The organism is Sphaerisporangium rufum, assembly GCF_016863395.1.
GTDB lineage: Bacteria > Actinomycetota > Actinomycetes > Streptosporangiales > Streptosporangiaceae > Sphaerisporangium > Sphaerisporangium rufum.
Genome location: NZ_BOOU01000085.1, coordinates 48812 through 73854, shown reverse-complemented (window position 1 = coordinate 73854; position 25043 = coordinate 48812). Strand labels below are relative to the sequence as shown.

Here is a 25043-nt window from a genome sequence, read left to right as displayed (position 1 = left end):
GAACCGCCCGGGAGGGGGTGGCTACGGGTGGAACGTCGCGCTACACGTGGGGTGGAGGGCCTTGGCCGAATCGGGTGGGGTGGTCAGGCGGGGTGGGGGAGCGCGCCGGGGCCGGGTTCGAGGTCTATGTCGCCGGCGGCCATCGGCTCGCCGCAGCGGGCGCAGCGGATCTCCGGGTGCGTCGTCCGGCCGCAGGCCCGGTGCCGCTGCAGCACCGGCGGCCCGGCGGTCCCGGCGGTCCAGCGGTCACCCCAGGCACTGATCACCATGAGCACGTCGCACAGCTCCAGACCCTTGGCGGTGAGGACGTACTCGTGCCGCACCGGACGTTCGGAGTAGGGCCGCTGCTCCAGCACGCCGTGGCCGACCAGCCACTTCAGGCGCTCGGCCAGCACCTTGCGCGAGATCTTGAGGTCGCGCTGGATGTCGTCGAACCGGGTCAGGCCCGCCCACACGTCCCGCAGGATGAGCGGCGACCACGGCTCGCCGGCGATGTCGAGCGTGCGGGCGATGGAGCAGGCCATGTCGCCGAAACTGGTGCGCTGCATGGCTCCACGGTAACAGCGAGGTTCCTTGAAGGAACCGGCTGCCGCCTCACCAGTTGGCGGGCAGCCCCGGGGTGGTGGGCGGCAGCGGCCGGTCCGGCGGATGGATGATGTACGCGATGCCGCCGCTGCTGGAACTTCGCTGCCAGACGTTCTCGAAGTCGGCCCGCGGATAGACCCGTCGCACCGCCTGGTCCGACGGCGAGGCCGGGTCGTTGGCGATCACGTCGCCGGTGGCGGTGAAGCCGATGACCACCATGATGTGGCCGTTGGTGCCGTACCCGGCGCCGGGCAGCTCGTGCTCCTTGAACGACTGGGAGGTGATGACGGGGATGCCCGCGGCCACCAGGCGCTCCAGCTCGGTCAGCGAACGCAGCCGGGTGATGAAGCCGGCCAGCCCGTAGTGCCCGGCGTAGGCGGTGTTGAAGGGCCAGTTGCCGGCGCCCTGGTAGGCGTGGTCGTACACGTACCGGGCCGCGTGGTCCACCTCGGGGTCGGGGTCGGCCGGGTCCACCCAGGCGGTGTCGGCCGCGCTCGGCCACCGGTCCCAGTAGCCGAGCACCATGGTGGTGGAGGTCGGGCTGCACCAGGCCTGGCCGCCGCCGTCCCACTCGGGGTAGTGCCCCTGGTGGATGCTCTGCGACCGGCGCGGCACCGCGAGCTCCACACCCCACGCCCCGCCGCCGGGGGAAGCCGGCACCCGGTCGCGGGCGGGCACCGCCGAGGCCATCGCGCCCAGGGCGCGCACGACCGGGGTGGCGTGCGAGCCGGGCGCGCGGTACAGGGTGAGTCGCAGCTGGTACCCGGTGATCGGGCGGCCGGTGGCGGCCACGAAGGTGTCCACCGCGACGGTGCCGCCGGCGTCGCCCTGGCCGGGCAGCGAGGTGCGCCGGATGTCCTGCTCGCCATAGGCCCACCGGCCCATGACGTACCACTTGGTGAGGCCGCCGGCGTGCCGGCCGCGCATCTCGACCTGCAGCCAGGTGCCGGCCGGGGTGTCGGCGGTCCACGAGGCGACCAGCTCGGTGGCCGGGAAGCCGATCCGCCGCTCGGCGCCGGTCCAGGTGGCGTACTCCCACCTGCGGGTGCCGAGCGCGTCGGTGTAGGTGGTGGTGCCGGCCGGGGACCGCAGGGTCAGCGTGCGGCCGGCCGCCACGCCCGCCGCGGTGCCGTCCCGGAAGGCGGCCCGCTGGTAGACGACGTCCGCCACGCCGGCCGGTGGCTCCGGCCCGGCGGCGGCCGGCGGGACGACCGATAACGAGGTGGACAGGACGGTGGACAGGATGACGGTCACCGCGCGCATGGCCTCACCTTGCCTGGAGGGCTCTCGACGCCTTCGACGGTAGGTCCGCCCGCGGCGGCCCACATCGGAGAGTTTACGTATGGCACCCGCGGCCCGCCCGACCGGCCGGGCGGGCCGGCCGCGACCGGCCCCTCCGGCGCGGCCTTCCGGGGCGGCGCCGGCGTGACCTGAGGTCCCGGCGGCACCGGGCCGCCGGCCGCGCGCTCCCCCGTGGCCGCGCGGCCGGCGGGCCGGTGCCGCTCATCCGCGGTGGCCGGCCATGAAGTCCAGCACGGTGTCCAGCACCTCCGTGCCGTGCGGGGTCTCGAACAGCGCCGAGGCGTGCGCCGCCTCGTCCGGGACGACCACCAGCCGCCGGTCCGCGGAGCCGGTGGCGGCTTCGTGCGCGGCCCGCATCGTCTCGGGCACCCGGCCGTCCCCTTCGGCGACGACCTGGAGCAGCGGCACCTTCAGCTTCGCGGTCTCCTCGGCGTCCGGCGGGCCGGCCAGGTCGACCACGCCGGCCACCCGGTCGCCGAGCTCCAGGGCGGCGGTCACCGAGAAGATCCCGCCGACCGACCCGCCGACCAGGAAGACCTTCCCGACCTTGCCGTCCTTGGTGAGCCGCCTGGTCATCGCCACGATGGTGTCGGAGGGCAGCGCGGCCACGTCGGTGGCGTACAGCAGCACCCGGTATCCGGCGGCCACCAGCCGGTCGGCGAGCGGCCGCCAGGTGCACGGCGTGCCGCCGCGTTCGTAGGAGATGACGACGCCGACCCGGCCCTTGCCCATCACCACGCCGGGCAGGTCGTCGCCGTAGGAGAAGATCTTTCCGTCCGCGCGCGTGTAGCAGCCCGACAGGTTCGGGCCCTTGGGCGGCCGGCTCGGGGTGCGCGCCGGCGAGGCGGCCGGGGCGGGCGTCGTGGCCGCCGGGGAAGGGGCGGCCGGGGCGGTGGTGGCCGGCGAGGGCGCGGTGGACGGCGTGGTGCCGTCCGCGCGCACCGTGCCGGGCTCGCCGCCGCACGCGGTCAACGCCAGTACCAGAGCCGCCAGGCCGGCGAGCACCCGCATCTTTCCTCCAACTATGTCGGAACTGACATAGTTGCGGACACTACTCTGTGGAGCACCATGACCTCAACACTGGGTTTCGCGATCATGTCGGTGCTGGCCCGCCAGGCACGGACGGGATACGAGCTCGCCACGGCGATGCGCCGGCCGCTCGGCTACTTCTGGACCGCCCGGCACAGCCAGATCCACGCGGATCTGCAGAAGCTGCTGGCCGCGGGGCTCGTCCGCTTCGAGGCCGAGCACGGGCCGGGACCGTCGGGCAAGAAGGTCTACCACCTGACGCCCGACGGCCGGGCGGCGCTGCGCGACTGGGTCACCGAGCCGCCGCAGCAGCGGCCCGAGCGGGACGAGCTGGTGCTGAAGGCCTACGCCTCCTGGCTGGCCGACCCGGCCGAGCTGCTGGCGCTGTTCCGCGAGCAGCTCGCCGGGCACGAGGCGCGGATCGCCGAGTACGAGACGCACCAGGCGGCCATGGGCGACGTCCCGGCCGTCGACCACCCGTCGTTCGGCAACCACGCGACGCTGTGGTGCGGGCTCGGGTACGAGCGGCACCGCGCCGCCTGGTGCCGGTGGATGATCGAGCGGCTCGCCGGGGAGGTCTGAGCCCTCAGGTCTCCACCAGGATCTCGTAGTGCCCCTCCGGCCGGGTGCGGTCCTGGTAGGGCCGCAGCGGCGAGGGGTGGCCGCGCCGGCGCAGGTCGTCCTCCCAGGTGCGGAAGGCGTCCATGTCCGACCAGCGCATGAGCAGGACCCAGCGGTCGCCGGGCGTGGTACCGCGCAGCAGCTCCGCGCCGCGCAGGCCGGGGGTGACCGACAGCCGGCGCGCCGTCTCGGCGTAGCCGCTCTCCATCGCCTCGGCCGGGCCGCGGTAGTGGACCATCACGAGCACTCCCATGCGGCGAGCCTGGCCCGGGCCGCTCGAACCGGGCTCGAAGCGGCCTGGTATCCCGCCGCTTCCACCGGCATTCGATCGTTGCCCGAGCAACGGCCGCGAGCCTAGGGCGCATGAGGATCCTGGTAACCGGAGGCGCGGGCTTCATCGGAAGCCACTACGTCCGTTCACTGCTCGATGACCGGTACGCCGGGTGCGAAGGCGCCCAGGTGACGGTCCTCGACAAACTCACCTACGCCGGCACCACGGCGAACCTGCCGATGGACCACCGGCGGCTGACGTTCGTGCGCGGCGACGTCTGCGACCGCGACCTGCTGATGGACCTGCTGCCCGGGCACGACGCCGTGGTGCACTTCGCCGCCGAGTCGCACGTCGACCGCTCGATCACCGACCCCGATGTGTTCGTCCGAACCAACGTGCTCGGCACCCAGAACCTGGCCGACTGCTGCCTGCACCGGGGCGTCGAGCGCATCCTGCACGTGTCCACCGACGAGGTGTACGGCTCGATCGCCGAAGGCACCTGGTCGGAGGACACCCCGCTGTCGCCGAGCTCGCCGTACTCGGCGTCCAAGGCGGGCAGCGACCTGATCATGCAGGCGTACTTCCTGACGCACGGGCTGCCGGTGTGCATCACCCGCTGCTCCAACAACTACGGGCCGCACCAGTTCCCCGAGAAGATCATCCCGCTGTTCGTGACCAACCTGCTGTCCGGCCGGGACGTCCCGCTCTACGGCGACGGGCAGGTGGTGCGGGAGTGGCTGCACGTGGACGACCACTGCCGGGGCATCGACCTGGTGCTGGCCAAGGGACGGCCCGGCGAGGTGTACCACCTCGGGCAGGGCACCGAGGTCAGCAACCTGGCGCTGACCGAGCGGCTGCTGGAGTTGTGCGGCGCCGGGCCGGAGCGGGTGCGCCGGGTGGCCGACCGCAAGGGACACGACCGGCGGTACTCGCTGAACGGCGACAAGGCGCGGCGCGAGCTGGGCTACGAGGCGAGGGTGCCGTTCGAGGACGGCCTGGCCGAGACGGTGCGGTGGTACCGGGAGAACCCGGACTGGTGGCGGGCGCTGCGCCCCGAGCTGGACTGAGCCGCGAGCCGCGGGGGCGGCCCGCGGCTCCACGCTCGCCCGGGGGTGTCTCAGTCGGTGCCGAGGACCCCGCCGACGATGTTGCTGAAGGCCTTCCAGGTGTCGCGCTCGCTGGCCAGGGCACGCCGGCCGGCGGCGGTGAGCTCGTAGGTGCGGCGCTTGCGGCCGCCGACGATGCTCCAGTCGCTCGAGACGTACTCCGCGCGCTCCAGGCGGCGCAGCGCCGGGTAGATGGTGCCGGTCGGCAGGTCGAGAGTGCCGCCGCTGCGGGTGCGCAGCGTGCTGATGATGGCGTACCCGTGCAGCGGGCCAGGCTCGAGCACGGCCAGCACCAAAGCGTCGAGATGCCCCCGGAGTGTGTCGAGCTTCATATCGGCATTCTACACATAGGAGTTCTCAAGCTCATCGGGTACCTCCTACTGATCTGTACTATTTTCAACCGTCCGCCGCGGTACGACGCCGCCGTACCGCGGCCACCGGCCGGGCGGTGATCACTCGTCCAGCGGGCGGATGGCGATGAGCGGCTGGCCGTACTCGACGGAGGTGGCATCGTCCACCAGGATGGCCGTCACCTGGCCGTCCCGGTCGGCCTCGACCCCGTTCATCAGCTTCATCGCCTCCACGATGGCCACCTGCTGGCCGGCCACCACCGTGTCGCCCACCTCGACGAACGCCTTGGCGCCCGGCGAGGGCGAGCGGTAGAAGGTGCCGACCAGCGGCGCGCACACGTGGTGCTCGGGCTCGCCGGCCTCGGTGGCCGCCGGTCCGGCCGCCTGGTCCGCCGCCGCCGGGGCCGCCGCGGCCACCGGCACCGGGCCGGCGGCGGCCGCCCCGCCCTGCTCGGGCCACTCCACCTCGACGCTGGTGTCCCCGGCGGAAAGCTTGATCCGGCGCACCGGCCCGGGAGCGGCCTCGATCAGCCCGGTCGCGTGCCGCCACAGCTCCTCGAGCGTGGGATTGAGCCCGGAACGCTCGCTCGTCATCGGTGAGCTCCTTTCCCGGCCGGTCCCGGCCGGTCGTGGTTCACAGGTCCGCCCACGCCGACCTGATGAGGGCGAAGTCCTCGCCGGTGAGGGCCTGCCCGGTGGTGTCCAGATGGGTCGCGTAGTACAGGCTCGGCACGCCGAGCGCCGGCTGGGCGACCACGTACTCGCGGAACGCGTCCCGCGACGGCAGCGGCCACCCATCGGTGTCGATCAGCCAGCCGTCGTCGGCGATCCGGGCCATCCGGGCCCGGAACGCCATGTCGTCCACCACCGAGTCGCGGTTGCGGGTGTAGATGTCGCCGAGGCGCACCATGTCCAGCACGTCGGCGAAGTAGGGGTTGGGCGACTGGCCCATGATGAGCGCGTCCGGCTTGATCTCCTTGGCGGTGCGGTGGATGAGCCGGTGCATCTCCTTGGCGGCCTCGATGCCCGACAGCCGGCCCGAGCCGGGCGCGAACGTCATGCCCTCGGCACCCGGGGTGGCCGACACATGGTCGATCTTCAGCCCGTCGATGTCGAAGCAGCCCGGGCCGGAGCCGAGCACTTGGTGGAGCTGGCGGCGGATGCGCTCGCGCACCTTGGGCAGCGTCACGTCGACCGCGATCCGGGCACCGGACGGCAGCTCGTCCCACTTGCCGCGCTTGCCGGGCCGGCCGGCCGGCTCGTGCAGCACGCACTCGTCCTCGGGCAGCCCCTCGGGGTCCCAGGGCCCCCACCACAGCAGCACCCGCTTGCCGTGCGCGTGCAGGTGGTCGACGAAGCCGCGCAGGTCCGGCCAGCGGCCGGCGTCCACGTCCTTCAGCCCGGCGGACAGGAACCAGCGCGCGTCGATGACCAGTGTGCCCCAGGGCACCCGCCGGTCGGCGAGCCGCTGGACGATGTCGGCGTAGTTCGGCTGGGCGCACAGCGTGTAGACGGCGTTGTCCCGCTTGCGGTCCTTGGAGCTGCGGATGCGGAACAGGTCGCCCTGGTAGGACTGGTGGCCCCAGCCGGAGACGATCGGCCGGCTCCACCACGACGGCTGTTCGCGGGCCGGCGGCGGGCCGTACACCGCCTGGACGTACGAGCGCAGCGCGCGCTCGGCGCCGGCGGCCGCCAGCATGACCACCCGGGGGGTCTCGGCGCGGCCCTCGACCCGCCGGCCGCCGGGGCTCTCCAGGTGCAGGCCGAAGCCGTCCCCGCCGGCGTACTCGTAGTCGGAGAACAGATACTCCCCGTCCGGCACGCGCAGGCCGAAGGTCACCCACTCGCGTTCCGGCCGGGCCGCGACGGCGAAGCACAGCGTCCCGGGGTTGGCGACCAGGTTGCCGCCCTGGTAGTCGAGGTCGGCGTTGACGCTGATCTGGGCCCGCTCGTACGGCCGGAACTCCTGCCGGCCGTAGGTGGTCGGCTCGGGGCTGAACACCGTGCGGAACCCGGCGGGCGACAGCCGCGAGTAGTCCCGGGCGCGCGTGCGCAGCTTGTCGTTGAAGTGCTTGGTCAGCGCGAAGTGCTCGCGGAACGAGGAGTCCGGCACCGTCTCGAAGAAGCGCACCGCGCGGACCGTCCCGTTGCCGAAGATCTCGGCGTGGAACTCCAGCCGGTCCCGGTAGACGTCCAGGTGGTAGAACTTGTCCCACTGGGTGCTCTTGGCCGTCCAGGTGATCCGCTCGTACTCGCCGCGGTCGCAGATGGTCCGGTCCACCAGGTCGATCTCGCGGTCCAGCGCGTCCGGCACGTCCACGCCCACGCTCACCAGCAGCGGCTGGGTGAAGGTCTCGAAGTCGAGGTGGACGAGCGGGGCCGTCGGCTCGCCGAGCCGCACCCGGAACGCCGGTCGCTCCAGCACGGTCTGGGAATCCCGCATCACAGCTCCTCACGGCTCCTTCAGGAGTCCTTCACGAGCGGACTGGTGCGGCCATGCTCACCGCCGCCGCTCGAAGGTCGCTGGAGTACGTGTCGGCACCGGGTCGGGCGGCGGGCGGCGCCGGCACCTCGACCTCGGCTAAAGCCTCCTTCGAGAGGCCGGTGCCACCCTGTCCCCGCGTCTTTCGACAGGAGGAAGGCATGGCGGAGATCGACTTCGACCCGTTCGACCCCGCGCACCGCGCGGACCCCTACCCGTACTACCGGCGGCTCCGGGAGGTCGCGCCGGTGTGGCGCTCGCCGCGCGGCGCCTGGGTGCTGACCCGGTACCGCGACTGCACCGAGGTGCTGCGCGACGCCCGCTTCGGGCACGGGTCGCGGCAGCGCCTGCTCGACAAGAGCAACTGGCGGCGGCCGGCGCCGAGCCACGCGATGCCGTTCATCCTGCTGGACCCGCCGGAGCACACCCGCCAGCGCTCGCTGGTCAACAAGGCGTTCACCCCGCGCCGGGTGCAGCGGCTGGCGCCGTGGATCGGCCGGCTGATCGACACGATGCTGGACGAGGCGGTGGACCGCGGCGAGGTGGATCTGGTCGAGGCGTTCGCCCACCCGCTGCCCGCGACGGTGATCAGCGAGCTGCTCGGCGTGCCCGGCCCGGACCGCGAGCTGGTGCGCGGCTGGTCGCGGCTGATCGCCCGGGGGGTGGACCCCGACTACCAGCAGAGCCCGGAGGAGAAGCGCGAGCGGGACGCGGCGCTGGCGTCGATGGACGGCTACTTCCGCGAGCTGGTGGCCGAGCGGCGGGCCCGGCCGGGCGACGACCTGCTCAGCGAGCTCATCGCCGCCCGGGACGCCGGATCGGCGCTCACCGACGGGGAGCTGCTGGCCACCTGCACCATGATCTACGTGGCCGGGCACGAGACCACCACCGACCTGCTGGCCAACGGCACGCTGGCGCTGATCCGCAACCCCGGCGAGCTGAAGCGGCTGCGCGACGACCCGGCGCTGGTGGAGTCCGCGGTGGAGGAGTTCCTGCGGTACGACCCGCCCACCCAGCTCACCCGGCGCACGGTGCTGGCGGACGTGACCCTCGGCGGGCATCCGGTGGCCCGCGGCGAACAGGTGGTGCTGGTCCGCGGCGCCGCCAACCGCGATCCCGACGTCTTCGACGACCCCGAGCGGCTGGACGTGGGCCGCGCGCCGAACCGGCACATCGCCTTCGACGGCGGCGTGCACTTCTGCCTGGGCGCCGGACTGGCCAGGCTGGAGGCGCGGCTCGCCTTCCAGGCGCTGGTCACCAGGGCGGCCGAGCTCGCACTGGTGAGCGAGGAGGTGCCGTACAAGAACAACCTGACCATCCGCGGCCCGCGGGAGCTACGGGTGCGGCTGGCCGCCGGTTGAACGCGCGACCGGCGGGCGGGATGGACCGCCCGCCGGCCGCGCGGGTCAGCCGGCCAGGGACTCCAGTTCCGCGACGATCTCCGCCGGGGCGGCCTGGCCCTCGATCTCCTCGCGCAGCTTGGCCGCGGCGTCGCGGTGCGAGGCGTCGTCCAGCAGCGCGGCCACCTCGGCGCGGATGACCTCGGGGGTGGCGTCGCCGAGGTGTGCCTGCCGGCCCGCGCCCTGCTCCTGCAGCCGGCGCGCGTTGAGCGGCTCGTCGGCGATGGACGGCAGGATCATCTGCGGGACGCCGCAGGCGGCCGAGGTGAGCATGGTGCCCGCGCCGCCCTGGTGCACCACCGCCGACACGGCGGGCAGCAGCAGGTGCAGCGGCATCGACTCGATGAGCCGCACCCCCTCGGGCAGCTCGCCGAGCAGGGCCCGCTGCTCGGCGAACGCCGCGACCAGCACCTCCACCGGCAGGCCGCCCACCGCCTCGGTGGCCAGCCGGACCGGCGCGAGGTTGCCGGCGTGCTTGGCGAAGGTGACGCCGAAGGTCACCAGCACCCGCGGGCGCGGGGCCGGGCCGCCGAGCCCGCCGGGCACCGTGCCGCCGCCGTTGAACGGGACGTATCTCATGTACCGGCGGGGCAGCGGCCCGGGCACCTGCAGCGACGGCGGGCACGGGTCGACGGTGAGATCGCCGTGCACGTCGCCGAGGCCCCACCGCCCGGCCAGGTCGGCCAGGATCGGCCGCTCGATCTCCTCCCGGACGTAGGTGTAGTCGGTGCCGCCGGACAGCGAGCGCACCGCCGGCACGCCCAGCTCGCGGGCGGCCCGCAGCGCGGCGTAACCGCGCGGCTCGTACACCACCAGGTCCGGCCGCCAGCCGCGGGCGAAGTCCAGCAGGTCGTCGGCCATGGCCGCAGATCCGGCCATGAACATGCGCACCGCGGTGGCCGAGCGGGCCCGTTCCCGCTCCGCCCGGCTCGCGTCCGGGGCGGGCACCTCGCGGACGCCCTCGATGACCGCGCCGAGGTCCAGCGCGGGTCCGGCCGGCACGAACGGCAGGCCGGACCGCGTCACCATGTCACCGGCGTCGGGCTGGCCGGCGATCCGGACCTCGTGGCCGGCGGCGCGCAGCGCCCAGGCCAGCGGGACCAGAGGATAGTAGTGCGACCGGGTCGCCCAGGTCGCGAACAGGACTCGCATCGGGCCTCGCCTCCGCGGGTCAGGCCGGCTTGCGCAGCGCGATGGCCTGGGAAAGCGCGGAGAAGTAGCCCATCAGGTAGTCGGGGATGTGGCTCACCACCCGCTCGTAGTCCCACTCGGGGAAGCCGAGCAGCTCGCGCGGGTCGCCCGCGGCCACCTCGAAACCGAGCCCGCTGACCATCTCGTACACGTCGACGTTGGTGCCCCACACGTTGTGGTCGAGCACGCCGAACGGCTTGCAGTCGAGGAACAGGTCGATGGTGAGCAGCACCAGGCCGCCCGGCCGCAGCAGCGAGTGCATCGCCCGCAGCATGTCGCGGGCCTCCTCCTGGCCGACGTGCTCGATGACCGACAGGCAGAACGCCCGGTCGAAGGTGCCCTTGGGCAGGTCGACGTCCTGGATCTTGTCGGTGACCAGCCGGACGTCGGTCTTGAAGGCGTCGTTCAGCCGCTTGTGGTTCTGCTCGGTGAGCGGCACGCCGACCGAGGGGAAGCCGGTCCAGCCTCGCTTGTCGGCCCAGTCCTGCACCTGGCGGGCCTCGGGGTCGACGTTGACCACCTCGCAGCCCTCCGAGGCGAGGACGAACTGCAGGCCGCCGAGGCCGCCGCCGACGTCGACGACGCGCATGCCCGGCTCGACGGCGGCGGTGAAGTACGCCCACGGGTACTCGAAGAGCCGGGTGTGGTTGTTGCGCTGGTAGGCGAACGGGCCGAACCGCGACGGATCGGGATCGTCGATCCGCTGGGCGATCGACAGGTCCTTGCAGTCACGCCCGTAGGGCACGCCCCACCGCTGGTTCCATTCCTGCTGTTCCTGCGGCAGCTCTCGCCGACCGATCATGGTCATCTCCTTGCCGACGTCTGCGGGATTCGCGTAGACGCTGACAGCGGGGACTCGACCGGCGGTCGAGGGCGGATGGAGACCGGGGCCGCGAGCGGTTCTGGACCGGGACTCCAGCCGGCGAGCCGATCATGTGGCGCCCGGTGACCGGCAGGACGGAGTTCGACATGATCGGTAGAAGGAACATGATGAAGCTCGGCGTGCTCGGCGGGATGGCCGCCGCGCTGCCGGTGCGCGCGGCGCTGTCGCCGCCGGAGGGCCGGGTGCTGGACCTGGCCGGCAAGCACGGCCACCGGGGTGCCCCGGCGCTGGTGTCGGCGACGGTGGCGCCGGCGGTGACGCCGTTCTCCCGGGCGCTGACCATCCCGCCGGTGCTGAGCCCGGTGCGGTCCACCACCGACACCGACGTGTACCGGATGGCCATCAAGCCCGCCCAGGCGGACATCTTCCCTGGCCTGAAGACCGACGTTCTCACCTACAACGGCCTGTTCACCGGCCCCACCATCAAGGTGCGGTCCGGGCGGCGGGTCGTGGTCGAGCACACCAACGCGACCGGCGAGCCGGTGGCCGTCCACCTGCACGGCGGGCACGTGCCGGCGGCGAGCGACGGCTTCCCCACCGACACCTTCGACCCGGGGGCCGTCCGCACCTACGACTACCCGAACCGCCAGCCGGGCGCGACGCTCTGGTACCACGACCACGCGCACCACAAGGAGGCCGAGCACGTCTACCGCGGCCTGGCCGGCTTCTACATGATCAAGGACGACTACGAGGACCGGCTGGAGCTGCCGAGCGGCGCGCATGACGTGCCGCTGATGTTCCGGGACGCGCAGTTCGACGAGCAGGGACAGCTGGTGTACGCGATGGGCGGCTTCCGGGCGCGCACCACCATCCTGGTGAACGGCCGGGTGCAGCCGTACTTCCGCGTCAAGCGGCGCAAGTACCGCTTCCGGTTGCTGAACACCTGCCTGGACCGCGACCTGGCCTTCCTGCTCGGCGCGGACGGGACCGGCGAGATGGTGCAGATCGCCTCGGACGGCGGCCTGCTGCCGGCCCCGGTGCCGGCGACCCGGGTGCCGGTGTGGCCGGGCGAGCGGGTGGAGGTCGTGATCGACTTCACCCGGTACGCGACCGGTACCCAGGTCATGCTGGTCAACGACCGCGGCGGCGACCAGGGCACCCGTGAGGTGCTGCGCTTCGACGTGGCGGGGGACGCCGACGACGACGAGAGCGTGGTGCCCGACGTGCTGCGCCCGCTGCCCGACATCGGCACGCCGACGGTCACCCGGGACCTGGCCTTCAAGATGGACCTGGCCACCGGCACGTTCCTGCTGGACGGCAAGACGTTCGACCCGGCGCGGATCGACCAGCACGTGAAGCTGGGGGTGACCGAGCTGTGGCGGGTCCGCAACGATGACCTGCGGCCGGCCATCCCGCACAACATGCACCTGCACCTGGCCCACTTCCAGATCGTGGACCGGGACGGCGTCCCGGTGACCGGGCACGAGGCGGGGCTGAAGGACACCGTCACCGTGCCGTCGGGGTCGACCGTGACGTTCAAGGTGCGGTTCGACGACTACACCGGCCGGTACGTGTACCACTGCCACCTGCTGGAGCACTCCTCCATGGCGATGATGGCCCAGATGGAGATCACCACCTGAGCCTCCCGGCCGGCTACCGGACGTGCGCCTGGCGTCCCATCTCGGTCAGCTCGTAGGTCCGGCGATGCCGGCCGTCGAGGGCGACCCAGGCGCTGCGTACGTAACCCAGGCGCTCCAGCCGGCGAAGTATGGGGTAGAGGCCTCCGGTCGGCAGATCGAGTTCCTCGCCCGCGCGCAGCCGGAGCGCCTCCATGATGAGGTAGCCGTACAGGGGCCCACGCTCCAGGACCGCGAGCACCTCGCGGTCGTGGTGGTCGAGGAAGTAGGTCCCTGGCATGTAGACAGCCTACACGTAGCAGGCCTACCCTCGAAGAGGGAGAACGAGAAAGCCGCGGAAGACAGCGGATCGGGTGCGCGCCGGCCGGCGCGCACCATCCGCCGGCCCGGCACGGCCGGCGGGCCGCGTCGTCCGCCCGGCCGGGCCGTCCCGGGGAGGAGATCTCCTGGGGATGGCCCGGCCTTTCGGTCCCCGCGCACGCGCGCCCGGGCCGAAACGCCGGAACGGCGCCGGACCAGGCGGCCGGCGCCGAGAGGGAAGAGGGATCAGGTGCGGGCAGGCGGTTCAGGGGTACAGCGCCGAGCGGCGCCGGCCGAGCTCGGCGGTGCCGAGGCGGCGGGCGGTGGAGATCGCCACGCAGCGCACCGCGGAGATGGCGACGTACCAGTTGGGCAACACCCAGATGGCCAGACCGAGCAGGGTGAACAGCGAGGCCGGGTGGGTGAGGGAGATGGACGACACCATGCCCGACGCCAGGTTCGGCGTGGCCAGCAGCAGTGCGGCCGAGGCCAGGGCCTTCAGCCCGAGGACCGCCAGGGTCAGCCACCCGGTGGCCCGGGCGAAGCGCCAGGGGGCGCTCACGTAGCGGACGCCGAGCCCGAAGGTGAACAGCGCCAGGACCGCCACCACGACGAAGATCATCTGGCTGTAGTCCCAGAACCGGGTGAAGAAGAGGTAGCCGGCCGTGGGGTCCTGGTCGGACCAGGCGCCCGTGGACCGCCAGCTCTCGTCGGCCAGGAACATCTGCGCGGCCATCAGGACGACGAACCAGCGCGCGGTGCGACGGGCCTGCGCCAGGGCCAGCTCGCGCTGGTAGGCGGGGGCCACCTCGGCGACCGTGCCGAAGTCGGCGAGCGCCATCGACTGCGCCTCTTCTTCGGCGTAACCGGCGTCGCGGTAGGCGTCGACCGCATCGGTCAGACTGTCGCGCGCCTCGAGGAGAAGATCGGACTTGAGGCGGCGGGGACCGCTCAAGCTACGCCCCATCTCCGTGATGTAAGAGTCGATCAGACTCTGGCTCATGTGCCGCCTCCTCGGCAGGCCGCCCGACAGAAAGGGTGCAGACCCTTACTTTAGCCCCTACTCAAGGTTTACTCGACCCTAAGATGTATAAGTAGAGTGTCTACATGTAGAGTTTTGCTCACGATCGAGAACGTGACGACGAGGGGGAGACGATGGCCCGCAGCCGCAGGGATTTTCTGAGGATGACGGCGGGCGCCGGCGTGTTACTGGGCGCCGGCGGCCTGGGGACCGCCGGATGCCGGCAGGGCGCGAGCCCGGAGACCGGTGCCGACCTGAGCAGCGACGCCAAGGCCCCCGGGCAGTTCGAGGTGCCGCTGCCCATCCCGCCGGTGCTGAAGCCCACCCGTAGCGACGGTGGCACCGACTACTACGAGATCACCCAGAAGATCGCCAAGGTGGAGATCATCCCAGGGCTGGCCACCACCGTGTGGGGCTACAACGGGATCTTCCCGGGACCGACGATCGACAGCCGAAGCGGGCGGCGCATCGTGGTGCGGCACCGCAACGAGCTGCCGGTGCCCACCAGCACGCACCTGCACGGCGGCCACACGCCGTCCGACAGCGACGGGTATCCCCTCGACCTGGTGATGCCGGTCGCCGGCGCGGTGCACCAGTCCGGGCACGGCTCGCACGGCACCATGAAACCCACCAAGGTCAGCGACGGTGCCAAGGACTACGTCTACCCGCAGGACCAGCGCGCGGCCACCCTCTGGTACCACGACCACCGGATGGACTTCACCGGCCCGGCGGTCTACCGAGGATTGGCAGGTTTCCACATCCTGCGCGACGACGCCGAGGACGCGCTCCCGCTCCCCCGCGGCGAGCACGAGATCCCCCTGATGATCACCGACCGGTCGTTCGCCGACAACGGCGACTTCCTCTACCCGGCGCGGGACAACACCGGCCGGTCCCCCGGCGTCAAGGACGACTTCGACCTCGGCGTGCTCGGCGACGTCATCCTGGTCAACGGCGCGCCGTGGCCGGTGCTGGAGGTCGACGCCGTCCGCTACCGCTTCCGGCTGCTCAACGGCTCCAACGCCCGGCGGTACCGGCTCCGGCTCGACAAGGGGGAGACCTCGCCGTTCGTGCAGATCGGCAGCGACGGCGGGCTGCTGGAACGCCCGGTGCGCCGCAAGGCGATCACCATGGCGCCGGCCGAGCGGTACGACGTGGTCATCGACTTCGGGCGCTACAAGCCCGGTACCGAGCTGACGCTGCTGAACGAGCTGGGCGACGGGTCCACCGGCAAGGTGATGAAGTTCCGGGTCGCCCGCACCGCGCGGGACGAGAGCAGCGTCCCCGGCCGGCTGTCGCAGTTCGAGAAGCTCGACCCGGCCAAGGCCGTGCGCACCCGCGACTTCTCCTTCGAGCGGGGCGACGAGCACACCTGGACCATCAACGGCCGCACCTACGCCCCCGGCAAGATCTTCGCCCGGCCGCGCATCGGCGAGGTGGAGATCTGGAACCTCGACATCGACGGCGCCGACCATCCCGTGCACCTCCATCTGGACCAGTTCCAGGTGCTCGGGGACGACGAGCGGGCGGCCGATCCCGGCCTGAAGGACACAGTCGGTCTGACAGCGGGTCAGAAGACCCGGATAATTGTCAGATTCACCGGCTACGAAGGCAGGTACATGCTGCATTGTCACAACCTCGAACATGAGGACATGGGCATGATGGCGGACTACGAGGTCTCGAGCTAGGAGCCCTGGGAGCTATGGGATCGAACCAGGGCCCGGTGCGCCTGCTGTGGCCACCGGGCCGGCGACCGGACGGCGGCCCGCTGCGCGCCGCGGCCGAGCGCATGAGCGCCCTGGCCGACGAGTGGCACGGTGCCGCCGGTTTCTGCGTCGCCGTGCCCTCTGACGCCCTTCCTCCCCGCGGCGGGCTCGGCCCGCTCGGTCCCGTCGTCACCGACGCCTACGACGAGCTCGCCCAGCACGAGGCCGATCCGGCGGTGGACCTGCGGGTGTGCGTGGCCGGCGCCGAGCAGGTGCCGCCCCCGCTGGTCTTCCGCAACATCCGCGGCACCGAGGCGGTGGAGACCGCCGCGATCGAGCTCCTGGCCCGCACGGCCGGCCGTGAGCAGGGCGAGGGCGTGCTGCTGCTCGCCCAGCGTTTCATCCCCGCGCGCGTCACCGCGGTGGTGCGCGCCCCCGATCCGGGCACCCTGCGGGTCACCGCCTGCTGGGGCCTGGGCGAGGACCTGCTCGCCGGAGAGGTCAGCGCCGACACCTTCCTGCTCCGGCGTTCGGACCTGGCCGTCCTGGTCGTGGAACGTGCCGTCAAACCCTGGCGGGACATCCCCGCCGACGTCGGCGTGACCCGCTCCTCCACGCCGTACCACCTGCGCAACGTGTTGTGCCTCAGCGGCGACCAGGTGTGGGAGATCGCCAAGCGCGGCATGCGCGTGATGGAGCGCTTCGGCCGGCCGATCCCGGTCGAGTTCGCGCTCACCTTCCTGGGCCCGCGACTGGTCGGTACCGGCGGAAACGCCTGACCTGACGTCCGGCCGTTCGAGCGGTCTTCGAGCAGAGGTAAAGCCCGCCCGGCGATTCTCCTGCCATGAGCGGCAACACGATCCACCGGCGACCCGCACGCATGGGCCTGGCCCTGGCCGCCGTGACCACCGGAACCCTCCTGGTGACCGCCCCGGCGCCCCGCGCCGAGGCCACCGCCACGGCGGGGCCGGCCGGCTCCGTCACGGTGTCCGGGCCTTCCCCCTTCGCGAGCTGCGCGGATCCGGTGAAGGTGAACAACACCGAGTTCGAGCCCTGGCTGGCCACCCGACCGCACGACCCCCGCCGGATCGCGGTCGCCTGGCAGCAGGACCGGTCCGCCTCCGGCGCGGCCCGCGGCGGCATCGTCGTGGCCACCACCAGGGACGGCGGGACGACCTGGCGGAGCACCCCGCTCCCCAAGCTCACCAAGTGCTCCGGCGGGCCCTTCAGCGGCACCAGCAACCCCGCGGTCGCCTACACCACCGGCGGGCGGCTGCTCGCGGTGGCGATGGCCTCCTCGTGGGGTGATTCCATCGTCATCCTCGCCTACCGGTCGGACGACGACGGCGCCACCTGGTCGGACCCGGTCGAGCTGATCCGCGACCCGAACCCGGCCTACTTCAACGACCGGCCGTCCATCACCACCGACCCGCGCGACCCCTCGCGCGCCTACGTGGTGTGGAACCGGGCCCGGGCCGAGGACAACCGGCACGAGCTCATGTTCACCCGGACGGTCGACGGCGGCCGCACCTTCGAGCCCGCCCGGGCGATCCACCGGCCGGCCGAGCCGGGCGCCGGGACGGTCGGCAACCAGATCGCGGTCCTGCCGGGCGGCGACCTGGTGAACCTGTTCTACGAGGGCGACTTCCCGGTCGCCGGACCGCCGAATCCGGCCATCCCGTCGCGGATCCGCGCGGCGCGCTCCGCCGACGGCGGGGCCACCTGGTCGGCGCCGGCCACCATCACCACCACGGCGGTGAACGACCCGCTGCTGCCGGACGCCGTACGCCCGGTCAGCGCCCGCGGGCTCGTCCCCGACCTGGGGGTGGACCGGCGCACCGGCGCGCTGTACGCGGTGTGGGGAGACGCGACCATGGCGGCCAGCCGCAGCTCGATCGGGCTGTCCGCCTCCTATGACGGCGGGCGGCGGTGGACCGCGCCCATCCGGGTGGACCGGTCGCCGGACAGCCCGGCGGGCGGCGCCGGCCAGGCGTTCCTGCCGCAGGTGGACGTGGGGGACAGCGGCGAGGTGGCCGTCACCTACCACGACTTCCGTGCCAACACCCCCGATCCGGGCGCCCCCACCGACGTCTGGATGCTCACCTGCCGCGGCCCGCGGTGCGCGACCGCCCCGAAGGCGTGGCGGGAACGGCACCTGGCCGGGCCGTTCGACATCGAGAAGGCGGCCACCTGGTCGGGCGCCCCCTACCTGGGGACCTCCGTCGGGCTCGGGCACACCAGGGCGGGCTTCCACGCGGCGCTCGTCCTGACCAACGACACACCGGACAACCCACAGGACATCCATGTCGTACGGGCACCGTCGCCCTGACGGCCACTCGAACGGGAGGAACATATGTTCGCGGAAATGATGGCTGGGGCCGGGGCGCGCATCGTGCGGCGGTACCCGCCGGACGGGGCGGCGTACTGGTCCCAGCGGTTCTGGGACCGGGACACCCTGGAGCAGGTGCCGGTCTTCGGCGACCAGCTCCAACTGGTGAAGAAGGACATCGCCGCGCTGATGACCCGGCACGCCACCGACATCGGCACCGTGCTGGAGTTCGGCTGCGGCACCGGGGAGTTCACCGCGATGGCCGCCGAGCTGGCCAGGCCGACCGAGATCACCGCGCTGGACATCTCCCCCCAGGCGATCGAGATCGCCACCCGGCGGGTCGACCACCCGGCGCTGAAGATGGTGTGCGGCGACTTCTGGGCCGACCACGGGCTCGGCCAGGCCGACATGGTGATGTGCGTGGACGCGATCCACCACCTGGGCAACGTCCGCCAGGTGCTCCGCCGGCTGAAGTCCTTCCTGGCCCCGGGGGCCATCCTGGTCGGCAACCTGTGGACCATCGACCACTTCCACGAGGAGCAGCGGCACAAGCACGGCAGCTTCCGCCACCTGGTGAACTGCGCCAAGTTCCTCGGCGGCGCGCTGATGCTGCGCGCCACCAACGGCCGGGTGCGTCCCGCCTCCTACCGCAGCCACCTGCTGCGCTCCCGCGAGGTCGAGCCGGTGCTCCGCCAGGAGTTCGGCGAGGTGCTGGAGGTCATCCCGGCCCGCTACTTCGTGAGCTTCGTCGTCAAGGCCTGACCGGCCGCCCGCGAGAGCAGGAGGATCAATGCGCATCCTGGTCACCGGCGGAGCCGGATTCATCGGCAGGCAGGCCGTGGCGGCCTTCCTGGCAAAGGGCCACGAGGTCCGCGTGATCGACGCCGCGCTGGAGGACGCCCACGGCCCGGTGCCGCCGGCGGCCCCCGAAGGCGCGGAGACGATCTGGGCGGACCTGCGGGACGACGGGGCCGCCGAGCGGGCCGTCGCGGGCGTCGACCTGGTGTGTCACCAGGCCGCGCTGCCCGGGCGGGGCCGCGAGATCTTCGATGCGGCCAAGTACGTCGGCTGCAACGACCTCGGCACCGCGGCGCTGCTGGCCGCCATGGCGCGGGCCGGCACCCCGCGCCTGGTGCTGGCCAGCTCGGTGGTGGTGTACGGCGAGGGCCGCTACGCCTGCCCCGAGCACGGCGAGGTCACCCCCGCGCCCCGGCGGGACGAGGACCTGCGGGCCGGGCGGTTCGACCCGCCCTGCCCGTCCTGCGGGCTGCCGCTGGCCCCGGTGCGGGTGCTGGAGGACGCCGAGGCCGAGCCGCGCAACATCTACGCGGTCACCAAGCTCGCCCAGGAGTACCTGTGCCGGATCTGGGCGCACGAGACCGGCGGCTCGTGCGTCGCGCTGCGGTACCACAGCGTGTACGGGCCGGACATCTCCTACGGCAGCCCGTACTCCGGGACGGTCGCGGCCTTCCGCGCCGCCCTGGACCGCGGCGAGCCGCCGAACGTGTACGAGGACGGCACGCAGCTGCGCGACTACGTGCACGTCCGGGACGTGGCGGCGGCCAACGTGGCCGCCGCCGGGTGGCAGGGGACCGGGTTCCGCGCGTTCAACGTGGCGAGCGGCGACCCCCGGCCGCTGATCGACATGGCCAGGGTGCTGGCCGCCGCGGCCGGCGGGCAGGAGCCGTACATCAGCGGCACCTACCGGCTGGGCGACATCCGGCACATCGCCGCCTCCCCCGAGCGGCTGATGGCCGAGCTGGACTGGCGGCCGACCGTGGACTTCGAGACCGGGTTCAAGGAGTTCGCCACCGCGCGGCTGCGCGACGTCACCCCGCGGGCCGGCGGATGACCAGCGCGATCCTCGCCGAGGGCCTGGTGAAGACCTACGGGTCGGTCCAGGCCCTGTCCGGCTTCGACCTGGAGCTGCCGGTGGGCGGCGTGCTCGCCCTGCTCGGCCCGAACGGGGCCGGCAAGAGCACGGCCGTCCGGGTGCTCACCACGCTGCTGCGCCCGGACGCCGGGCGGGCCACCATCATGGGCGTCGACGTGCTGCGGGACGCCGGCGCCGTCCGGAAGATCATCGGGGTGACCGGCCAGCGCACCTCGGTGGACGACCACCTCACCGGGCGGGAGAACCTGGAGATGGTCGGCCGGCTGTGCCGGCTGTCCCGCCGGGCGGCGCGGGCCCGCGCCGGTGAACTCGTCGAGCGCTTCGGCCTCGGCGGCTTCGCCGGCCGCCCGGCCCGCACCTACTCCGGCGGCCAGCGCCGCCGGCTCGACCTGGCCGCCTGCCTGCTGTCCCGCCCGCCCGTCGTGTTCCTGGACGAGCCGACCACCGGCCTGGACCCGCGCAGCCGGTTCGCGCTGTGGGAGACCGTCGCCGAGCTGGCCCGGGAGGGACACTCGGTGCTGCTCACCACGCAGTACCTGGAGGAGGCCGACAACCTCGCCGACACCATCACCATGGTCGACCACGGCCGGGTGGTCGCCGAGGGCACGCCGGACGAGCTCAAGGCGCGGGCCGGCGGGTCCTGCCTGGAGGTGGTGGTCGCCTCGGCGGACATGCTGGACAAGACCGAGCGGATCATCGAGCACGCGGCGCGCACCCGCCCCGAGGTGGACACCCGGGCGCTGCGGGTCAGCGCCCCGGTACCCGACCAGGCGGAACTCCTCAGCGAGGTGGTGCACGCGCTCGCCGCGGCCGGCGTCCGGCTGGTGGACTTCAGCGTGCGCCGGCGCACGCTGGACGAGGTCTTCCTGGCGCTGACCGGGGAGCCGCAGACGGGAGGCGCGCGATGACCGCGGGAATCGCAGAGGGGAGAGGCCCGATGACCGCGGGAGTCGCGAGCCTCGGCTGGGCGGCCGGCGACGTGCTGGTGCTGACCCGCCGGCACCTGCTGCAGGTGCTGCGCGAGCCGCAGGCCCTGTTCTGGACCATGGTGCAGCCGATCACCAACGTCCTGCTGTTCGTGTACGTGATCGGCGGCATCGTCGCGCTGCCGGACGGCGGCAGCTACCGCGACTACCTGATGGCCGGGGTGTTCACCCAGACCGTCGTGTTCAGCGCGGCGTCCACCGCCATCGGCCTGGCCGAGGACCTGCAGCGCGGCGTCGTCGACCGGTTCCGGGTGCTGCCGGTGGCCCGGTCGGCGGTGCTGCTCGGCCGGACCGTCGCCGACCTGGTCCGCAACACGGCGCTGCTGGCGGTGATGATGGGCATCGCGCTGCTGGTGGGCTGGCGGGCGCCGAACGGCATCGGCGGCGTGCTGGCCGGCGCGGCGCTCATCGAGTTCTTCGCCTACGCGGTGGGCTGGCTCGGCGTCATGATCGGGCTTTCGGTGCCGAACGCCCAGACGGCGACCGCGGCCGGGCTGACCTGGGTGTTCCCGCTGATGTTCGTGTCCAGCTCGTACGTGCCGCTGGCCAGCCTGCCGGGCTGGCTGCAGCCGGTGGCCGAGTGGAACCCGCTGACCGCGGTGGTCAGCGGGGCCCGGGAGCTCTTCGGCACCCAGGCCGGCGTGGCCGGCCTCGGGCACCCGTCGATCCCGCTGGCCCACCCCGCGGTCACCGCCGTGGCGTGGGCCGTCGCGGTCATCGCGGTGTCGGTGCCGGCGGCCGGGCGGAAGTACGCGCGGCTGAGCCGTTCGTGACCTTCGCCGCGATCGCGGGGCCGTGCGCGACGACGAATCGGATGATCTCGCAGACGCGGATCACCTCGTCGTCGCGCACGGCCGTTCCGGTGGGCAGGCCCAGCACCCGCCGGGAGACGGCCTCGGTGTGCGGCAGCCGGGGCGAGCCGCGGTAGGTGTCCATCATGTGGCAGCCCGGCGCGAAGTAGGACCGGCACCGGATGTTCTCGGTGGTCAGCACGGCGCGCAGCAGGTCCCGGCTCACCCCGGTCACCCGCTCGTCGATCTCCATGACCACGTACTGGTGGTTGTTCCCGCTGGTGTACGGCAGCACCCGCACCCCCGGCACGCCGGCCAGCTCGGTGGCGTACCGCCGGTGGTTGGCGAGGTTGCGGGCCAGCAGCTCGGGCATCGCCTCCAGCGAGGTCAGCCCCATCGCCGCCGACGCCTCCGACATCTTGGCGTTGGTGCCCAGGTAGGTCACCTGGTCCTCGCCGGTCTGCCCGAAGTTGCGCATCGCCCGGGCGGTGGCGGCCAGGCCGTCGTCGTCGGTGACCAGCGCGCCGCCCTCGAAGGCGTTGACGAACTTGGTGGCGTGGAAGCTGAACACCGACGCGTCGCCGAGCGTGGCGACCGGCCGGCCGTGCCAGCGGGTGGCGACCGCGTGCGCCGCGTCGTACAGCAGCGGCAGGCGGTGCCGGCGGGCCAGCGCGGGCAGCGTGCCCGGGGCGCACGGCTGGCCCCACAGGTGGACGCCCATGATCCCGGTGGTGGCCGGGCCGATCAGGGACTCCACGTGCGCCGGGTCCATCAGGTGCGTCTCGGGGTCGATGTCGCAGAAGACCGGCGTGACGCCGATCCACGACAGCGCGTGCGGCGAGGCGACGAAGGTGAACGACGGCATGATGACCTCGCCGGTCATCCCCATCGCCCGGGCGGCGATCTGCAGGGCCAGGGTCGCGTTGCACATCGCCACGCAGTGCCGGGCGCCGGCCAGCTCGGCCACCCGCTGCTCGAACTCCAGCACCAGCGGGCCCTGGTTGGTCAGCCACCGCCGGTCCAGCGCCTGTTCCAGCCGCTCGAACAGCAGCTTGCGGTCGCCGATGTTGGGACGGCCCACGAACAGCGGCTCGGTGAAGGCCGCGGGTCCCCCATAGAACGCCAGGTCACCAAGAGTCTGTTTCATTGCGCAAGGGTGACAACGCCTGCTCGAAGCCGGCTCGAACGGCCGGCCGGCGCCGTCGAGCGCCGGACGAGCGCCGCTCGAGCCCGCGCTGCGATCGTGGCGTCCCTGGCTGCCCGTGGACGGAGCGCAAGGAGTGGTGGACATGCCGGAGGAGACGTCACTGTCGGTCCTGCTCGGCCCGGAGGCGGGCTTCGAGGACGGCGACCGCATCGAGACGCTGGTGGAGCTGTGGGCGGCCCGGCGGCCGGACGCGCCCGCCGTGCGGTGGCGGGACGGCGACGTGAGCTACGCCGAACTGGTCGCCCGGGCCGGCCGGGTGGCCGCGTCGCTGGCCCGGCTGGGGGTGGGCGCCGGCCGGATCGTCGCGGTGAGGGCGGCCCGGAGCCCGGACATGATCGCCACCCTGCTCGGCGTGCTGAAGCTGCGCGCCGCCTATACCGCCATCCCGCTGGAGTGGCCGCCCGGCCGGGTCGAGGACGTGCTCACCCGGACCGGCGCCCGGCTGTGCGTGGCCGACGAGGCCGCCCCGCCGATCGCCGGCGTCCCGGTGGTGGCGCTGGCCGGCCTGCTGGACGGCTCGGCCGCGCCCGCGCCCGCGCCGTCCTGCACGGTGCCGGTACCGGTGCCGGCGGCGCCCGCGGGGCCGGCCGGCGCGCTGGTCCCGGAGGAGGCGTGCTGCGTCTTCTTCACCTCCGGCAGCACCGGAACCCCCAAGTGCGTGCTGTCCCCGCACCGTGGCACCATCCGGGTGGCCGTGGAGAAGATGATCGGTTTCGCCGACGACACGGTCATGCTGCAGTCCGCCCCGGTCGCCTGGGACGGGTTCGGCTTCGAGGTGTGGTGCCCGCTGGTCAACGGCGGCACCACCGTGCTGCGCGAGAGCGAGCACTTCGGCTACGGCGACATCCGCGCCGCGGTGGCGCGCGGCGTCAACACCGTGTTCCTCACCCCGACGCTGTTCAACGCGACGGTGGACGACGACGTGGACGCCCTGGCCGGCCTGTCGGCGGTCATGCTCGGCGGCGAGAAGGCGTCTGCCAAGCACATCGCGGCCGCCATCGGCCGGCATCCCGGCCTGCGGGTGCTGAACCTGTACGGCCCGGTGGAGGCGACCATGTGTCCGACCGGGTACGCCGCGACCGGCGCGGAGGACGAGGAGGTGCCGATCGGCACCGCCATCGCCGCCACCGGGGTGTACCTGCTGGACGACGAGCGCCGGGTGGTGCCGCGCGGACAGGCCGGTGAGATCGCCGTCTCCGGCGCCGGGCTGGCGCTGTGCTACCTGAACGACGAGGCGGAGACCGCCCGCCGCTTCCCGACGCTCCCGCTCGGGCCGGACGGCGAGCAGGTGCGCGTCTACCTGACCGGCGACCTCGGGGTGGTGGCGCCGGACGGGCTCATCCGCTACCGCGGGCGCAAGGACCGGCAGCTCAAGGTGCGCGGGGTGCGGGTCGACCCGGGCGAGGTGGAGCGCGCGGTGTGCGCGGTGCCCGGGGTGGGCAGCGCGGTGGTGGTCCCGCTGCCGGCCGGCGGCATCACCGTGGAGTCGCTGGCGGCCTTCTACACGGCGGCGGGCGGCGGCCCGGCGGAGGAGGAGGTGCACGCGGCGCTGTCGGCGCGCTTTCCGGCCGCGTTCGTGCCCAACACCGTCCGGCGCGTCCCGGCCCTGCCGGTGACCAGCATCGGCAAGATCGACAATGCCGCGCTGGCCCGGCTGCTCGACGGCGGGCCGGTGGCGGAGGCACCGGCGGACCCCGGCGGGACGGGCACCCTCGGCCTGGTGCTGGCGCACGTGACCGAGCTGCTCGGCCGGCCGGTGGGGCCGCAGGACGACATCTTCCAGCAGGGCGCCACCTCGATCGTGGCGATCCAGCTGGCCAACCGGGTGGGCCGGGACCGGGGGACCGAGCTGCCGGTGGCGGTGTTCCTGCGCGGCCGGACCCCGGCCCGGATGGCCGAGGCCCTGGACGACCCGTCCTTCGCCGCCACCGCGCCCTCCTGACCCGGGCCTGGCGTCCCTCGCCGCCCTGCCCCCGGACGGCCCGGCGCTCGCCGCCGCGCCCCCCGGCCCGCCA

Annotated in this window: 24 protein-coding genes; 12 read left to right on the top strand and 12 right to left on the bottom strand. The window is 73.1% G+C overall.

The features are described 5' to 3' along the window. Positions 1 to 83: 83 nt before the first annotated feature. The 3 genes from Sru01_RS29965 to Sru01_RS29955 form a co-directional block, all read right to left on the bottom strand. Complete coding sequence (locus Sru01_RS29965; protein ID WP_203992649.1) at positions 84 to 548, bottom strand: winged helix-turn-helix transcriptional regulator; 465 nt, start codon at positions 546 to 548, stop codon at positions 84 to 86. A gap of 46 nt (positions 549 to 594) precedes the next feature. After that, positions 595 to 1848 (bottom strand): C39 family peptidase, encoded by a 1254-nt coding sequence (locus Sru01_RS29960; RefSeq protein WP_203992646.1) that lies wholly within the window; start codon positions 1846 to 1848, stop codon positions 595 to 597. Between the two features lie 240 nt (positions 1849 to 2088). After that, positions 2089 to 2898, bottom strand: coding sequence for an alpha/beta hydrolase family protein (locus tag Sru01_RS29955; protein ID WP_203992642.1), 810 nt, complete (start codon positions 2896 to 2898; stop codon positions 2089 to 2091). Between the two features lie 57 nt (positions 2899 to 2955). On the opposite strand from Sru01_RS29955, the gene Sru01_RS29950 reads away from it, so the two are divergent. Next, on the top strand, positions 2956 to 3498 hold the full coding sequence (locus tag Sru01_RS29950) for a PadR family transcriptional regulator (protein WP_203992639.1): 543 nt from the start codon (positions 2956 to 2958) through the stop codon (positions 3496 to 3498). Positions 3499 to 3502: 4 nt separating this feature from the next. On the opposite strand, the gene Sru01_RS29945 is transcribed toward Sru01_RS29950, so the two are convergent. Then, entirely contained in the window at positions 3503 to 3790 is a 288-nt protein-coding gene (locus Sru01_RS29945; RefSeq protein ID WP_203992636.1) for an antibiotic biosynthesis monooxygenase family protein, read from the bottom strand. 110 nt (positions 3791 to 3900) lie between these two features. On the opposite strand from Sru01_RS29945, the gene rfbB reads away from it, so the two are divergent. Then, positions 3901 to 4875: a dTDP-glucose 4,6-dehydratase gene (gene rfbB, locus Sru01_RS29940; RefSeq protein WP_203992631.1), complete on the top strand. Its 975-nt coding sequence runs from the start codon at positions 3901 to 3903 to the stop codon at positions 4873 to 4875. A 50-nt stretch (positions 4876 to 4925) separates the two neighbouring features. On the opposite strand, the gene Sru01_RS29935 is transcribed toward rfbB, so the two are convergent. The 3 genes from Sru01_RS29935 to Sru01_RS29925 form a co-directional block, all read right to left on the bottom strand. After that, entirely contained in the window at positions 4926 to 5246 is a 321-nt protein-coding gene (locus tag Sru01_RS29935; protein ID WP_203992628.1) for a PadR family transcriptional regulator, read from the bottom strand. 120 nt (positions 5247 to 5366) lie between these two features. Further along, on the bottom strand, positions 5367 to 5858 hold the full coding sequence (gene accB / locus Sru01_RS29930; RefSeq protein WP_203992625.1) for an acetyl-CoA carboxylase biotin carboxyl carrier protein: 492 nt from the start codon (positions 5856 to 5858) through the stop codon (positions 5367 to 5369). 40 nt (positions 5859 to 5898) lie between these two features. Next, complete coding sequence (locus Sru01_RS29925; RefSeq protein WP_203992622.1) at positions 5899 to 7707, bottom strand: TIM-barrel domain-containing protein; 1809 nt, start codon at positions 7705 to 7707, stop codon at positions 5899 to 5901. A gap of 200 nt (positions 7708 to 7907) precedes the next feature. Between Sru01_RS29925 and Sru01_RS29920 the strand changes: the two genes are divergently transcribed. Then, complete coding sequence (locus Sru01_RS29920) at positions 7908 to 9107, top strand: cytochrome P450 (protein WP_203992620.1); 1200 nt, start codon at positions 7908 to 7910, stop codon at positions 9105 to 9107. 45 nt (positions 9108 to 9152) lie between these two features. Here Sru01_RS29920 and Sru01_RS29915 read toward each other — a convergent pair whose 3' ends face one another. Both Sru01_RS29915 and Sru01_RS29910 read right to left on the bottom strand, forming a co-directional pair. Then, positions 9153 to 10298: a nucleotide disphospho-sugar-binding domain-containing protein gene (locus tag Sru01_RS29915; protein WP_203992618.1), complete on the bottom strand. Its 1146-nt coding sequence runs from the start codon at positions 10296 to 10298 to the stop codon at positions 9153 to 9155. A 19-nt stretch (positions 10299 to 10317) separates the two neighbouring features. Further along, positions 10318 to 11139 (bottom strand): class I SAM-dependent methyltransferase, encoded by an 822-nt coding sequence (locus tag Sru01_RS29910; RefSeq protein WP_203992616.1) that lies wholly within the window; start codon positions 11137 to 11139, stop codon positions 10318 to 10320. Positions 11140 to 11306: 167 nt separating this feature from the next. Here Sru01_RS29910 and Sru01_RS29905 point away from each other — a divergent pair, with 167 nt between their 5' ends. Further along, a complete protein-coding gene (locus Sru01_RS29905) occupies positions 11307 to 12800 on the top strand; it encodes a multicopper oxidase family protein (protein WP_203992614.1) in 1494 nt (497 codons plus the stop codon). Between the two features lie 13 nt (positions 12801 to 12813). Here the strand turns inward: Sru01_RS29905 and Sru01_RS29900 are convergent, their stop codons facing one another. Beyond that, on the bottom strand, positions 12814 to 13077 hold the full coding sequence (locus Sru01_RS29900) for a PadR family transcriptional regulator (protein ID WP_203992612.1): 264 nt from the start codon (positions 13075 to 13077) through the stop codon (positions 12814 to 12816). 285 nt (positions 13078 to 13362) lie between these two features. Beyond that, positions 13363 to 14100 (bottom strand): permease prefix domain 1-containing protein, encoded by a 738-nt coding sequence (locus Sru01_RS29895; RefSeq protein ID WP_203992609.1) that lies wholly within the window; start codon positions 14098 to 14100, stop codon positions 13363 to 13365. Positions 14101 to 14282: 182 nt separating this feature from the next. Between Sru01_RS29895 and Sru01_RS29890 the strand changes: the two genes are divergently transcribed. From Sru01_RS29890 to Sru01_RS29860, 7 genes are all read left to right on the top strand, one after another. After that, positions 14283 to 15803 carry a multicopper oxidase family protein gene (locus Sru01_RS29890; RefSeq protein ID WP_239137851.1) on the top strand — a complete coding sequence of 507 codons (1521 nt, stop codon included), beginning with the start codon at positions 14283 to 14285 and terminating at the stop codon, positions 15801 to 15803. A 14-nt stretch (positions 15804 to 15817) separates the two neighbouring features. After that, the gene (locus tag Sru01_RS29885) at positions 15818 to 16600 is read left to right on the top strand and encodes a PEP/pyruvate-binding domain-containing protein (RefSeq protein ID WP_203992603.1); all 783 of its coding nucleotides are present in this window, start codon (positions 15818 to 15820) and stop codon (positions 16598 to 16600) included. Positions 16601 to 16665: 65 nt separating this feature from the next. After that, positions 16666 to 18150, top strand: coding sequence for a sialidase family protein (locus Sru01_RS29880; RefSeq protein WP_203992600.1), 1485 nt, complete (start codon positions 16666 to 16668; stop codon positions 18148 to 18150). Positions 18151 to 18186: 36 nt separating this feature from the next. Continuing rightward, a complete protein-coding gene (locus Sru01_RS29875) occupies positions 18187 to 18912 on the top strand; it encodes a class I SAM-dependent methyltransferase (RefSeq protein WP_203992598.1) in 726 nt (241 codons plus the stop codon). A 28-nt stretch (positions 18913 to 18940) separates the two neighbouring features. Beyond that, on the top strand, positions 18941 to 20002 hold the full coding sequence (locus tag Sru01_RS29870; protein ID WP_203992595.1) for an NAD-dependent epimerase/dehydratase family protein: 1062 nt from the start codon (positions 18941 to 18943) through the stop codon (positions 20000 to 20002). After that, the gene (locus Sru01_RS29865; RefSeq protein WP_203992592.1) at positions 19999 to 20952 is read left to right on the top strand and encodes an ATP-binding cassette domain-containing protein; all 954 of its coding nucleotides are present in this window, start codon (positions 19999 to 20001) and stop codon (positions 20950 to 20952) included. Before Sru01_RS29870 ends, Sru01_RS29865 begins: the two co-directional genes overlap by 4 nt. Before the next feature lie 29 nt (positions 20953 to 20981). Beyond that, positions 20982 to 21803, top strand: a complete 822-nt coding sequence (locus Sru01_RS29860; RefSeq protein WP_203992583.1) for an ABC transporter permease — start codon at positions 20982 to 20984, stop codon at positions 21801 to 21803. Here the strand turns inward: Sru01_RS29860 and Sru01_RS29855 are convergent. Beyond that, positions 21745 to 22968: a DegT/DnrJ/EryC1/StrS family aminotransferase gene (locus tag Sru01_RS29855; protein ID WP_203992581.1), complete on the bottom strand. Its 1224-nt coding sequence runs from the start codon at positions 22966 to 22968 to the stop codon at positions 21745 to 21747. The two genes, Sru01_RS29860 and Sru01_RS29855, sit on opposite strands and share 59 nt — an antisense overlap. Before the next feature lie 142 nt (positions 22969 to 23110). Here Sru01_RS29855 and Sru01_RS29850 point away from each other — a divergent pair, with 142 nt between their 5' ends. Next, entirely contained in the window at positions 23111 to 24970 is a 1860-nt protein-coding gene (locus Sru01_RS29850) for an AMP-binding protein (RefSeq protein ID WP_203992579.1), read from the top strand. Positions 24971 to 25043: the final 73 nt, after the last annotated feature.